The 13,358-nt window shown below is 68.9% G+C and carries 12 protein-coding genes; 3 read left to right on the forward strand and 9 right to left on the reverse strand.

Features of this window, described 5'->3' with window-relative positions; genetic code table 11:
- Positions 1-6: 6 nt before the first annotated feature.
- From pncA to BXA03_RS05715, 9 genes are all read right to left on the reverse strand, one after another.
- On the reverse strand, positions 7-735 hold the full coding sequence (gene pncA / locus BXA03_RS05675; RefSeq protein WP_076504923.1) for a bifunctional nicotinamidase/pyrazinamidase: 729 nt from the start codon (positions 733-735) through the stop codon (positions 7-9).
- 29 nt (positions 736-764) lie between these two features.
- Positions 765-1,499, reverse strand: coding sequence for an ABC transporter ATP-binding protein (locus tag BXA03_RS05680; protein WP_076504925.1), 735 nt, complete (start codon positions 1,497-1,499; stop codon positions 765-767).
- 766 nt (positions 1,500-2,265) lie between these two features.
- On the reverse strand, positions 2,266-3,030 hold the full coding sequence (locus tag BXA03_RS05685) for an ABC transporter ATP-binding protein (protein WP_076504927.1): 765 nt from the start codon (positions 3,028-3,030) through the stop codon (positions 2,266-2,268).
- 52 nt (positions 3,031-3,082) lie between these two features.
- On the reverse strand, positions 3,083-5,038 hold the full coding sequence (locus tag BXA03_RS05690) for an ABC transporter permease (RefSeq protein ID WP_076504929.1): 1,956 nt from the start codon (positions 5,036-5,038) through the stop codon (positions 3,083-3,085).
- 30 nt (positions 5,039-5,068) lie between these two features.
- Positions 5,069-6,283, reverse strand: a complete 1,215-nt coding sequence (locus BXA03_RS05695) for an ABC transporter substrate-binding protein (protein ID WP_076504930.1) — start codon at positions 6,281-6,283, stop codon at positions 5,069-5,071.
- 70 nt (positions 6,284-6,353) lie between these two features.
- Complete coding sequence (locus BXA03_RS05700; RefSeq protein WP_076504932.1) at positions 6,354-6,938, reverse strand: amino acid synthesis family protein; 585 nt, start codon at positions 6,936-6,938, stop codon at positions 6,354-6,356.
- A gap of 26 nt (positions 6,939-6,964) precedes the next feature.
- Positions 6,965-7,606: an amino acid synthesis family protein gene (locus BXA03_RS05705; protein WP_076504934.1), complete on the reverse strand. Its 642-nt coding sequence runs from the start codon at positions 7,604-7,606 to the stop codon at positions 6,965-6,967.
- Positions 7,607-7,630: 24 nt separating this feature from the next.
- Complete coding sequence (locus BXA03_RS05710) at positions 7,631-8,521, reverse strand: UPF0280 family protein (RefSeq protein ID WP_076504936.1); 891 nt, start codon at positions 8,519-8,521, stop codon at positions 7,631-7,633.
- Positions 8,522-8,542: 21 nt separating this feature from the next.
- Entirely contained in the window at positions 8,543-10,171 is a 1,629-nt protein-coding gene (locus BXA03_RS05715; RefSeq protein ID WP_076504938.1) for a 6-hydroxynicotinate reductase, read from the reverse strand.
- A gap of 289 nt (positions 10,172-10,460) precedes the next feature.
- Between BXA03_RS05715 and BXA03_RS05720 the strand changes: the two genes are divergently transcribed.
- The 3 genes from BXA03_RS05720 (at position 10,461) to BXA03_RS05730 (ending at position 13,357) form a co-directional block, all read left to right on the forward strand.
- Positions 10,461-11,234 carry a ferredoxin--NADP reductase gene (locus BXA03_RS05720; protein WP_076504941.1) on the forward strand — a complete coding sequence of 258 codons (774 nt, stop codon included), beginning with the start codon at positions 10,461-10,463 and terminating at the stop codon, positions 11,232-11,234.
- Between the two features lie 216 nt (positions 11,235-11,450).
- Positions 11,451-12,212 (forward strand): TetR/AcrR family transcriptional regulator, encoded by a 762-nt coding sequence (locus BXA03_RS05725; protein ID WP_076504944.1) that lies wholly within the window; start codon positions 11,451-11,453, stop codon positions 12,210-12,212.
- Entirely contained in the window at positions 12,158-13,357 is a 1,200-nt protein-coding gene (locus tag BXA03_RS05730; protein ID WP_076504947.1) for an amidohydrolase family protein, read from the forward strand. Before BXA03_RS05725 ends, BXA03_RS05730 begins: the two co-directional genes overlap by 55 nt.
- Position 13,358 lies beyond the last annotated feature (1 nt).

Consider the following 13,358-nt stretch of genomic DNA (forward strand, 5'->3'; position numbering starts at 1 on the left):
ACCTTCTCAGGCGACGTCGGCCGACTGGATGCGCTTGACGCCCTTGGCCTGCATCTGCTGCCAGGCCTTGGCGAGCGAGCCGTTGAGGTCGATGGCGCGGGTCGCGTCCTCGATCACGTAGACGTTGAAGCCCGCGGCGCGCGCGTCCAGCGCCGTCCAGGCCACGCAGAAGTCGGTGGCCAGGCCGGTGACGTAGACGGTCTTGATGCCACGCGCCTTGAGGTAGCCCGCCAGGCCGGTGACGGTCTTGCGGTCGGCCTCCTGGAAGGCCGAGTAGCTGTCCACGCCTTTGTTGTAGCCCTTGCGGATGATGAGCTGCGCGGTGGGCAGCTTCAGGTCCTTGTGCAGGGCCGCGTCGTCGGTGCCCTGCACGCAGTGGTCAGGCCACAGCACCTGGTTGCCGTAGTTGAGCTTGACGCTGTCGAAGGGCTTGGTGCCGTTGTGGGCGCTGGCGAAGGACGCGTGGCCCGCCGTGTGCCAGTCCTGCGTGACGATGATGTTCTGGAACTTGGGCGCCAGCGCATTGATGACCGGCACCACGTCGGCCCCGCCCTTGACCGGCAGCGTGCCGCCGTCGACAAAGCAGTTCTGCACGTCCACCACGATCAGCGCGGCCTGCGCGCTGGGGCTGATCTTCTTCGCGTCGGCCGCCAGCAGCGGCGGTGCGATGGCGGCCGCGCCCAGGGCGGCGGCGGCCTGCAGGAAGTGGCGGCGTTGGGGTGCGTTGCGCAGCATGGTCGGTCCCTCCGAGGACAGGTTGGAAATCAGACGCTCAGGTAGGCCCGTCGGACCTCGTCGTTGGCGGCCAGCTCGTCCATGGTGGCCTGGTAGCGGATCTGGCCTTTCTCCAGCACGTAGGCGCGGTCCGAGACGAGTTCGGCGAAGTGCATGTTCTGCTCCGACAGCAGGATGGACACGCCCTGGGCCTTGAGCTCCAGGATCATCTGCGCCATCTGCTCCACGATGACCGGCGCGACGCCTTCGGAGGGTTCGTCGAGCAGCACGAGGTAGGGGTTGCCCATGAGCGTGCGAGCGACGGTGAGCATCTGCTGCTCGCCGCCGCTCATGCGGCCGCCGGGGCGGTCGGGCATCTCGCCGAGATTGGGGAAGAGCTTGAAGAGCTTCTCGGGCGTCCACAGCGGCGCGGCGCCACCGTCGGCCCATTGGCGGCCGGCCTGGCGGCCGACTTCGAGGTTCTCCATGACGGTGAGGTCGGTGAAGACGCGCCGGTCTTCGGGCACGAAGCCCAGGCCCAGGCGGGCGGCATGGTGCGGCTCGGTCTTGGAGATGTCGTGGCCCAGGAAGCGGATGCTGCCGCGGCGCTTGCCGAGCATGCCCATGAGGGCCTTGAGCGTGGTCGACTTGCCGGCGCCGTTGCGGCCCATGAGGGCGACGACTTCGCCACGGCGCACTTCCAGGTCCACGTCGTAGAGGATCTGGGCGGCGCCATACCAGGCGCAGAGGGACTTGGCTTCGAGCAGGACGGGCGGGGTGCTCACTGGTGGGGCCTTGTTTTGGGTGTCGTTGCGAACGTTGGAAGCGTCCGGTTCTGAATGACTTTCGCAGTGGTGCGCGTGCTCGCAGCTTCACTGGCGATGGGGGCGGCGCGGCGGGGCCGGGCTGCCAGGGGCTCAGACGGTGGCGGTCGATGCTGCGCATCGACTCCGCTGCGATGCTCGGTCAGGGGGCGCGTCGCATAACTCGCTGCGCTGCCTGCAGCAGCTCCGCTCAGACAAATGCGACGAGTCAGATCACGAAGCGCGCGTGTCTTCGCACGCGCGCCGCCCCCTGCCCTGCGCTTCTCGCCACCACCGAAATCGCCCCTGGCAGCCCGGCCCCGCCGCGCGGATACGTTGCGCTCGATGGGGCGCACACGTGCCCGCGGCTCTGTCAAGGCAACGGCGCGAACTGAGTTCTGGCCCGGGGCGCAGGTGGGGGCGGAGGCGGGAGCGCCAGCGTCACCGCCGAAACTGGCCGCAGCGTGTCCCGCCCTGGTCGGGGCCTGGTCTGGGGCGGCTGCGTGTGCGTCGCCGAGAAGCGGAGGTTGGCCGGGCTGCGGGCCTGCCGGAGGACAGGCCCGCTTCGTGAACTGACTCGCGGCGTTTGTTTGAGCGGAGCTGCCGCAGGCAGCGCAGCGAGTTATGCCGCGGCCCGGCCGACCGAGCATCGCAGGGGAGTCGGCCTGCAGGGCCGACCGACGAACTCGCAGCCGCCCCAGGCCAGGCCCCGGCCAGGGCGCGCCCCGAACAGAAGCCACCAAACAATTCATGCAGCCTTCTTCTCGAAAGTCTTGCCCGAGCCGAAGTAGACCTCCTGCACCTTCGGATGGTCCCGGATCTCCAGCGGCTTGCCCTCGGCGATCAGGCGCCCGCGCGCCAACACGATCATGCGGTCGGCGTACGCGAACACCACGTCCATGCTGTGCTCGGTGAACAGCACCGCCATGCCGCGGTCGATCACCAGCTGCTTGGTCAGCGCCATCAGCGAATTGCGTTCCTTGGGCGCCATGCCGGCCGTGGGCTCGTCCATCAGCAGCAGCTTGGGGTCGTTGGCCATCGCGATGGCCAGCTCCACCCGCTTGACGTCGCCATAGGCCAGCACGCTGCAGGGCCGGTCTGCCTGCGACTTCATGCCCACCTGGTCGAGCAGCGCCAGCGCCTCGTCGCGCTTGTGGTCGGACGCCCGACGCCACATGGCAAACAGCTTGGCGTCGTGCGACAGCAGCGCCATCTGCACGTTCTCGACCACCGTCAGCGACGAAAAAGTTTCGGCGATCTGAAAGGTGCGGCCCACCCCCAGGCGCCAGATCTCGCGCGGCTTCTTGCCGACCAGCTCGGTGCCACCCAGCGTGATGGAGCCCTGGTCGGCCTTGAGCTGGCCGTTGACCATGTTGAAGGTGGTGGACTTGCCGGCGCCGTTGGGGCCGATCAACGCCAGCAGCTCGCCCTTGGCCAGCGTGAAGCTGATGCCGTCGACGGCCTTCACGCCGCCGAAGGACTTGCCCAGGTTCTGGACATGCAGCAGGGACATCAGAGCACCTCCAGGCCGATGAAGAACATGAAGAAGCAGGACGACAGGCGGCTCATCGTGCCCCCTCCCCGGCCGCAGCCGCGGCCTGCATCGGCGCCTTGGCGGCCTCGTCGGCGGCCACGTCGTCGCGCCGGCCACGCCACTTGTCGGCCAGCTGCTTGATCGAGCCCGCGATGCCCTGCGGGAACAGCAGCACCAGGATCAGGATGATGGCGCCCAGCATTGCGCGCCAGTAGTCGGTGTTGCGCGCCACCATGTCGTGCAGCCAGGTGAAGGTGAAGGCACCCACCACCGGGCCGGCCAGCGTCTGGATGCCGCCCAGCAGCACCATCACCAGGCCGTCGACCGAACGGCCCACCGCCAGGGTCTCCGGCGAGATGCTGCCCTTGGAGTACGCGAACAGCCCACCCGCCAGGCCCGCCACCGCGCCGGCCACCACGAAGGCCGCCCATTGCATGCGCTTGACGTCGATGCCGATGGCGTCGGCACGCAGCACCGAGTCGCGGCCCGCGCGCAGCGCATAGCCGAAGGGCGAGAACAGCACGCGGCGCAGCCACCACAGGCCGCCGCCCACCAGCAGCAGCGTGAGCCAGTAGTAGTTGCGCTTGTCATTGAGCCATGCCGACGGCCACACGCCCGTAAGGCCGTTGCTGCCGCCGGTGAAGCTGTCCCACTGGTAGACGATGGCCCAGGTGATCTGTGCGAAGGCCAGCGTGAGCATGGCCAGGTACACGCCAGACAACCGCACGGCGAACCAGCCATAGACCAGCGCGCCCAGCCCCGCGACCACCGGCGCCAGCACCAGCGTGAGTTCCATCGGAAGGCCCGCGGCGCGCGCCAGCAGCGCGGCGCCGTAGGCACCCAGGCCGAAGTAGGCGGCATGGCCGAAGGAATGCATGCCCGCCGGGCCCATGATGAAGTGCAGGCTGGCCGCGAACAGCGCCGCGATCAGCAGGTCGATCATCAGCACCGTGGTGTAGGGCGAGCTGGCCGTGAGCACCGGCATGGCGGCCAGCACCAGGGCCAGCACGCCCACGGCAGCCACATAGGAGCCGCCCGCGCGGCGCAGCGGCTCTTCCTGCATGCCCACGTAGCGGCTGGGCGCCTGCGGCCGGCCCATCAGGCCCCAGGGGCGCCAGACCAGCACCGCGGCCATGACCAGGAAGTCGACCACCAGCGTGAGCTTGGAAAAGGAAATGGCGATGCCCGCGATCTCGACCACGCCCAGCCAGATGCACAGGGCCTTGATCTCGGCGATGAGCAGTGCGGCCACATAGGCGCCGGGCAGCGAGCCCATGCCGCCCACCACCACCACCACGAAGGCGGCGCCGATGGTGTTGAGGTCCATCTCCAGCGTGGCGGGCTCGCGCGGCAGCTGCAGCGCACCGCCCAGGCCGGCCAGCAGCGCGCCCAGCGCGAACACCGCCGTGAACAGCCAGGCCTGGTTGACGCCCAGGGCGCTGACCATCTCGCGGTCCTGCGTGGCCGCGCGCACCAGGGTGCCGAAGCGCGTGCGGGTGAGCAGCAGCCACACCAGCCCCAGCACCACCGGGCCGACGACGATCAGGAACAGGTCGTAGGCCGGGAACTGCCGGCCCAGGATCTCGACCGAGCCACGCAGGCCCGGCGCACGCGGGCCCAGCAGCTCGTCGGGGCCCCACAGCCACAGCACCGCGTCCTTGATGACCAGCACCAGGGCGAAGGTGGCCAGCAGCTGGAAGAGCTCGGGCGCCTTGTAGATGCGCCGCAGCAGCACCACCTCGATCACCGCGCCGAGCACGCCGACCGCGATGGCCGCCAGCGGCAACGCCACCCAGAAGCCCGCGCCGCCCAGCTTGTCGGCCAGCGTGTAGGCCACATAGATGCCCACCATGAAGAAGGAGCCATGCGCGAAGTTGACGATGCGCGTCACACCGAAGATCAGCGACAGGCCCGCCGCCACCAGAAACAGCGAGGACGCAGACGCCAGCCCGTTGAGGAGCTGGACGATCAGGCCGGAAAAACTCATGGCAAGGCTCTCTTCAGGGGGCAGCAGACGTCAGTCGGCGCTGCGGGACTTCTTCACGTCGGCCGCGGGCGGCTGGAAGCGGGCATCGGCGCCGTCGTAGTAGACGTAGTCCACCATCACGCCCTTGCCGCCGTCGTTCTTGGTCTTGCCCACGAAGGCGCCCATGGTCGACTGGTGGTCTTCGGCGCGGTAGCTGATCTTGCCGAAGGGGCTGTCCACCTGCAGGCCCTTGAAGGCGGCGACCAGCTTGTCGGCATCGGTGCTGCCGGCCTTGGCGATGCCGGCGGCGGCCGACTTGATCATGCTGTAGCCCACCACCGAGCCCAGGCGCGGGTAGTCCTTGAACTTGGCCTGGTAGGCGTCGAGGAAGGCCTTGTGCTCGGCCGACTTGACGCCGTAGTACGGGTAGCCCGTGACGATCCATCCGTCGGGTGCCTCGTCCTTGAGCGGGTCGAGGTACTCGGGCTCGCCGGTCAGGACGCTGACCACGGTGCGGTCCTTGAACAGGCCGCGGGTGTTGCCCTCGCGCACGAACTTCGACAGGTCGGCGCCGAACAGCACGTTGAAGATGGCATCGGGCTTGGCGTCAGCCAGGGCCTGCACCACGCTGCCCGCGTCGACCTTGCCCAGCGGCGTGGCCTGCTCGGTGACGAACTCCACGTCGGGCTGTGCGGCCTTCAGCAGGTTCTTGAAGGCGGCCACGGCCGACTGGCCGTATTCGTAGTTGGGGTAGACCAGCGCCCAGCGCTTCTTCTTCTGCTTGACGGCCTCGGGCACCAGCATGGCGGCCTGCATGTAGGTGCCGGGGCGCAGGCGGAAGGTGTACTGGTTGCCGCCCTGCCAGGTCATCTTGTCGGTCAGCGGCTCACCGGCCAGATAGAAGAACTTCTTCTGCTTGGCGAAGTCGGCCAGCGCCAGGCCGGTGTTGGACAGGAAGGCACCGGCCAGCACGTCCACCTTCTCGCGCGAGACCAGCTCCTCGGCCATGCGCACCGCATCGCCCGGGTTGGCGTTGTCGTCGCGGGTGATCAGTTCGATCTTCTTGCCGTTGATGCCGCCCTTGGCGTTGATCTCGTCCACGGCCAGTTCCATGCCCTTCTTGTAGGGCTCAAGGAAGGCCGGCTGGGCCTTGTAGCTGTTGACCTCGCCGATCTTGATGACGTTCTGGGCGTGGGCCGGCATCAGCGCGCCGGCGGCCAGCGCCAGCGCGGCGGCGGCACCGAAATGGAGGCGGAAGGGTTGCATGGGGAACTCCTCGTCGGAAGGGATGGAAAACCGGGGGAAATGAAGCAGGCGAAGAATAGCCGCGACGCGTTCAGCGAAGACCGTCCACGCCCTTGATCTCGGACACCTGCAGGCCGCCGATGCGCGGCAGCGGACGGCCGCTGTCGGTCACGGCCACGGCCACCACGATCTCGCCCGCGCGCGGGGCATCGCTCACGCGGGCCTCGACGGCGTCGAAATGGCTGCGCACGAAGGCCGCGTCCTTGTGGCCCAAGGGCACGTCGATGGCGGTGCCTAGCGTGCCCTGCTTCTTGGCCGAGGGCACCAGCGCGGCGCCCTTTTCGACCGCCACGCGCAGCGGCGCGCCCAGCTTGGGATGAAGGATGGCGGCGGCATGCTCCAGCTCGCCGGCCTCGCCCACGATGGCGGCCTTGCCGTAGCTCTGCGCCTGGCCAGGCTCGATGCCCAGCGCCTTCACGGCCTTCTGGCCGAGCAGGCCGCCGAGTTCCTCGCCGATGGCGATGAGCTCGTCCAGGTTCTCGCTGTAGCGACCGGCGTAAGGGTTGGCGATGACGGCGATGGCCACGGCACGGCGCGTGGGCGGGTCGATGGTCTGGCCCATCTCCTTGCGGGTTTCGTCGACCTGCACGATGAGCTTGCGGATGTCTGCGGGCATGGGTTCTCCTCGTTCTGTGGCGCGCCTCAGCGCAGGCCGTTCCATTGGCTGATGTCCTCGGCCTTGAGGCCGCCGACGCGGGCATGCACGCGGTAGCCGGTGGTCATGGCGAGGATGAAGACGATCTCGTCGGCCGCGGGCGCGCCGGGCACGCGCACCTCGATGGCGTCGAACTGGCCGCGCACGTAGCTGGCGTTGATGTTGGTGAGCGGCACATCCAGCGCGGCGCCGGGCGGGCCCACCTTCTTGGTCGAGGGCACGATGGACAGCGCATTGCCGGGCTGGCCGCTCTTGGCCTCGCCCTGGCCAGCGGTGTAGGCGGCGCGGTCGCCCTTCCAGCCCAGCAGCTCGCGCATGGCGTAGCCGCCCGGCACATGCCAGAGGGCGCCATGCTCCAGCTCGCCCGCCGCGCCGACGATGGCGCCCTTGCCGTAGGTGGCGATGGCCTCGCGGGGCACGTCCATGGCGGACAGCAGGCGCCGCGCCATGTCCACGCCCACCGGGTCCAGCAGCGCCATCATGGGCAGGATGTCCGGCTCGTAGCGGCCGGCGAAGGGGTTGGCGAGCACGGCCGCGATGGCGCCGCGCACCAGCGGCTGCTCGGCGCGCGGGCCGAACTCGTGGTGGATCTGCTCGACCTGGGTGAAGACGCGGCGGATGTCGATCATCGTGGTGAAGGGGTGTGCAATTCGTTAAGCAAATACTGAACCAACGGCCGGCGCCAGCACGGCCTCGTCGCGTGCCGACAGCACTCTCCATTGCCCTTGGCACACAATCACGGCGGCATGGATGAGGCCGCGCGACTGCAGTTCCGACGCGCGTTGCAGGCCCGAGTCGACCGCGTCGCGCACCACGCTGGTGGGCAGCGGCGGCACCTGCACGGTGACGGGCAGTGCACCGAGGTCGCTGTCGTCCTTGCATTCATTGGCGGGGCGGCGCTCGATGGCGGGGTGGGCCGCATCGACAGCGTTGGCGACGATGGACGCCGCCGCATCGGCCTGCGCGGCCGTGGCCGCGAGGATGGTCACGCTGTCGGCGATGCCGAGCGAGAAGCTGCGGCCCCGCCAGCCGCTGGTGGCGACACCGCGCACCGGATCGGCTGCCGCCACGCTGAACTGGCCGTCGGTGCGCAGGCGCTGCGCGTCATGTGGCGCGAAGCGGGCCAGGTCGGCATAGAGGCCGACGCGCGCCACAGTGCCGGGCGCCAGATGCAGCGCGATGTCGCCGCCGTTGTTGATCCAGGCGCGTGCGATGCCGGGCCGCTGGTAGAAGGCGATCAGCTCCTGCGCCACCGAGCCGGCCACGGCCGCCATCGGCGTGATGAAGGCGGGCAGGAAGGGCAGGCAGGCGGCCTGCATGCGCCGCGCCACGGGTCCATGCAGGCTCGCATGCTCGGACACCGGGCGACGCAGCGCGGGCAGCTCGGCGACCAGCTCGTCCAGCAGCCCTTCGAAGCGCGCCCAGGCTGCCTCGTGCGCCGCGGCCACGGCACGCGGCTCGCCCTCGGCCTGGACCACGAGGTCGATGGGACCGTGGTGCCAGTGCCAGCGCTCGGCATCGAGGGCGTGACGTTGGGCGGGCATGCGTCGCTGCAGAGAGAACGGTCAGCCCAGCATGGGCTTGTGGCCCAGCGGCCAGGGGTTGTCACTGGCCTGGCCGACGAAGCGGCGGGCGAGCGGCGCGCCGTCGTCCTGCCAGGCGCCACGGCGCAGCGCCTGTTCCAGCGACATCACATGCTCCATGTGGCCGCCCAGGTCTGCATAGTCCTGCAGCCGCATGCTGAATTCGATGGGCGCAATGATGGCCGGCGTGGGCACGGTGCCGAAGCTGTTGTCGGGCATGCGCATCACGTCGGCCATGACGGTGATGCCACCACCCGGCCACACATAGGCCGGCGCGCCACCGCAGGTCACGTTGACCAGCGCGCGCTTGATGGCACGGGTGAGCAGGATGGGGTTCTCGGTCACGCCCGCACGCAGGCTGCCACCCGCACCGCCCAGGAAGAGCACCGTGGTGAGCGAAGGCTCGCAGTTCTCGCCGATGCGCTCGACCACCTTGCGCACGGCTTCGGGCATGGGCTGCGGCACGGGGCGCAGGTCGTCGTCCAGCACGTACCACTCGGCCTGCTCGCCGGTGGTGGAGGTCATCAGCAGCTTGAGGCCCGGCCTGGCCACTCCGGGCTCCCAGCCTTCGATGATGGCCAGCGGGTCGGCGATGTCGGTGCCGCCCCAGCCGCTGCCCGGGTTGGCCACCTGGAAGTAGCGCCCCGGCGTGGACTTGCGCCCGCGCATCTGGATGCCCGAGGGCGGCATGGCCAGGCAACGGCCGGCCTGATGCTCGGTCAGCACGCCGGTGATGTGGTCATCGACCACCACCACGTCGTCGGCCAGGCCGAGCAGCTGCTTGGCGAAAATGCCCACGGTTGCCGAGCCGCAACCCACGCGCATGCGCTGCTCTTCCACGCCGTTGACGATGGGCGCGCGGCCGGCCTGGATCACCAGGCTGGCGCCACCGTCGATGGTGCATTCGGCCGCCTGCTTGTTGCACAGCAGCTGCATCATCTCCAGCGTCATGCGGCCTTCCTTCTTGCTGCCGCCGGTGAGGTGGTGCACGCCGCCCAGCGACAGCATCTGCGAGCCGTACTCGGCCGTGGTGACATGGCCCACCACCTCGCCCTTGTAGCGCACGTTGGCCTGCTCGCTGCCGAGGAAGCGGTCGGTGTCGATCTTCACCTTCACGCTGCAGTAGCTGAAGATGCCTTCGGTGACCACGGTGACCATGTCCACGCCCTCGGCCTTGGAGGCCACGATGAAGGGCGCGGGCTTGTAGTCCGGGTAGGTGGTGGAGCTGCCGATGCCGGTGACGAAGACCTGGTCGGCCAGCAGCAGGTCGCCGTTCCAGTCGTCCTGCGGCGCATCGGTGGCGGCCGCTTCGACCGTGTCGGCCGCCGGACGGGCGAAGGGCACCAGGGCCGGCACGGGCGAGTCCAGCTCGCGCCGCAGCATGACCACCGGGTCGGTGCGCACCAGCACGCCTTCGCGGTTGGCATAGCGGTCGCAGGCGCCGGTGCGGCCTTCGGAGATCTGACACAGCACCGGGCAGGCATTGCATTCGACCTTGCTCGTGCTCATGCGCTCGTTGCGCGCGGGCGCGCGGCCCAGGCCATCGGGCGTGGTGGGCAGGGCCGGCACGTCGATGCCGGGCAGGCCGTCGGTCTTGGTGTGTTCTGTCATCGTGGGCTTTCGTGCAACGCGGCCTGTGTGTGCAACAAGCATGCCGGAAATCGGCTTGGCGGCGATGCACCGTTTGTGTAGCATCCGCTCCATATTCATGTTGTGATTGCTACATGAAACGAATCTAGCGGCCCGGCGCGATGCTTGCATGGGTGTTTTCCAGAGTTCACGGCTCCCCTTCCTGGTGCGTCGTGAACGAAAATGGGCAGCACCAGCCAGTGGCGCCGCAAGCCTGATGCGCATGCCCTCGTGCCACCCGCCAGCTTCCCTTTCATTTGGTTATTAGCTTATGAGTGCCTTCGCCGAAGAACGCGTCCTGACCGTCCACCACTGGACCGACCGCCTGTTCAGCTTCACCACCACGCGCGACCCTGCCCTGCGCTTCTCCAACGGGCACTTCACGATGATCGGCCTCAAGGTCGACGGCAAGCCGCTGCTACGCGCCTACAGCATCGTGAGCGCGAACTACGAGGAGCACCTCGAGTTCCTGAGCATCAAGGTGCCCGACGGCCCGCTCACCTCGCGCCTGCAGCACATCAAGGTCGGTGACACCATCGTGGTGGGCCGCAAGCCCACGGGCACGCTGCTGATCGACTACACCCTGCCCGGCAAGCGCCTGTACCTGTTCGGCACCGGTACCGGCGTGGCGCCCTTCCTGAGCGTGATCCGCGACCCCGAGACCTACGAGAAGTTCGAGAAGGTCATCCTGGTTCACGGCGTGCGCGAGGTGAATGAGCTGGCCTACCACGACACCATCACGCAGGACCTGCCGCACCACGAGTTCCTGGGCGAGATGGTGAGCGAGCAATTGCTGTACTACCCCACCGTCACGCGCGAGCCCTTCCGCAACCAGGGCCGCATCACCGACCTGATCACCAGCAACAAGCTCACCGACGACCTGGGCCTGCCGCCGCTCAACCCCGCGGAAGACCGCGTCATGCTGTGCGGCAGCCCCATGCTGCTGGCCGACATGAAGCTGATCCTGGAGCAGCGCGGCTTCCACGAAGGCAACACGACCACCCCCGGCGACTACGTGGTCGAGCGCGCCTTCGTAGAGAAATGACAGCCCCCCGGCTTTTCACGCGCTGCGCGCGTGTAACGCCACCCCCCGCGGGGGAGGCGCGGCCGGCTTGGGGCGGCCCGGCGCTCGGCCGTAAGTTGTCGACAGCCCCCCGGCTTTTCACGCGCTGCGCGCGTGTAACGCCACCCCCCGCGGGGGAGGCGCGGCCGGCTTGGGGCGGCCCGGCGCTCGGCCGCATCTTTTCGAGGACCTGACACCTTGGCCACGCGCAAGACGCCCGCCAAGCCGCAACGCAAGACCGGCGTGCGCGAGGCGCAGGCGCAGGCCTCGCGCGAGGCCATCCTGCGTGCGGCCACCAAGGTGTTCGCCAAGTACGGCTACGAGGGCGGCAGCGTGGAGAAGATCTCGCGCGCGGCCAAGTCGTACGACCGGATGATCTACTACTACTTCGGCAGCAAGGAAGGCCTGTTCGTGGCCGTGCTGGAGGGCATCTACCAGCGCATGGACGAGGCCGAGGCCGCCATGGCGCTGGACATGGCCCGCCCGGTGGAGGCGCTGACCGAGGTGATCCGCTTCGTGCTGGGCTACTACCGGCGCAATCCCGACTTCGTCACCCTGCTCAACACCGAGAACCTGCACAAGGGCCGGCACATCGCCAAGTCGCTGCGGGCGCGCGAATACTCGTCGCGGGCGGTGGCGGTGATCGCCTCGATCCTGGAGAGCGGCGTGGCCCAGGGCCTGTTCCGCCCCGACCTGGCCGCGCGCGACGTGTACCTGCTGATCGCGGCAACAGGCTATTTCTACATGTCCAACCGCTACACGCTCGCCAGCTTCCTGGGCGAGCAACTCGATGCGCCCGAGGCCGCCCAGCACTGGGAGGCCTTCGTGACCGAGACGGTGCTGCGCACCGTGCGGCAGGACGACACGAACGAATCTCTCTCCCCCCACGACAAGGACACGCACAAATGGCAGAAGTCGCCGCCGCCGGCAAGTCGGGCAAGGTCGTCATCCAGAACATAGGGCTGCTGCTCTCGGGCGACATCGACCAGCCCATCCTGCAGGCCGACACCATCGTCGTCCAGGACGGCCTGATCGCCGCCGTGGGCCGCTACAAGGACTGCGACGTCGAGGGCGCCACCACCGTCATCGACGCGCGCCAGACCTGCGTGGCCCCGGGCCTGATCGACAGCCACGTGCACCCCGTGGCCGGCGACTGGACGCCGCGCCAGAGCCAGCTCAACTGGATCGAGTCCAGCATGAACGGCGGCGTGACCACCATGATCTCTGCCGGCGAGGTGCACTACCCCGGCCGGCCCAAGGACATCGTGGGCCTGAAGGCCCTGGCCATCACCGCGCAGCGCGCCTTCGACGCCTTCCGCCCCGGCGGCGTGAAGGTGCTGGCCGGCGCGCCGGTCATCGAAAAGGGCATGGTCGAGAGCGACTTCAAGGAACTGGCCGAGGCCGGCGTCGGCCTGCTGGGCGAGGTCGGCCTGGGCAGCGTCAAGGCCGGCTACGAGGCCAAGGAGATGGTGGCCTGGGCCCGCAAGTACGGCATCCAGAGCACCATCCACACGGGCGGTCCGTCGATCCCGGGCTCGGGCCTGATCGACAAGGACGTGGTGCTGGAGGCCGACGCCGACATCATCGGCCACATCAACGGCGGCCACACTTCGCTGCCCGAGGCGCATGTGTGCGAGCTGTGCGAGAAGAGCACGCGCGGCATCGAGATCGTGCACAACGGCAACGAGCGCGTGGCCATCGCGGCGGCACGTGCAGCGCTGGAACTCAAGTGCCCGCACCGCGTGATCCTGGGCACCGACGGCCCGGCCGGCTCGGGCGTGCAGCCGCTGGGCATCCTGCGCATGATCGCCATGCTCTCGTCGCTGGCCAACATCCCGGCCGAGCTGGTCTTCTGCTTCGCCACCGGCAACACGGCCCGCATGCGCAAGCTCAACTGCGGCCTGATCGACAAGGGCTATGCGGCCGACTTCGTCTTCCTGGACCGCGCCCAGCACACGCCCGGCCGCACCCTGCTCGAAAGCGTGCAGCTGGGCGACCTGCCGGGCGTGGGCATGGTGATGATCGACGGCATCGTGCGCTGCGGCCGCAGCCGCAACACACCGCCCGCCACGGAAGTGCCCGTGGTGGTGTCCGGCGCGCATTGAG

Origin of the sequence: Pseudacidovorax sp. RU35E (assembly GCF_900156165.1) — a bacterium.
Classification (GTDB): Bacteria; Pseudomonadota; Gammaproteobacteria; order Burkholderiales; family Burkholderiaceae_C; genus Xenophilus.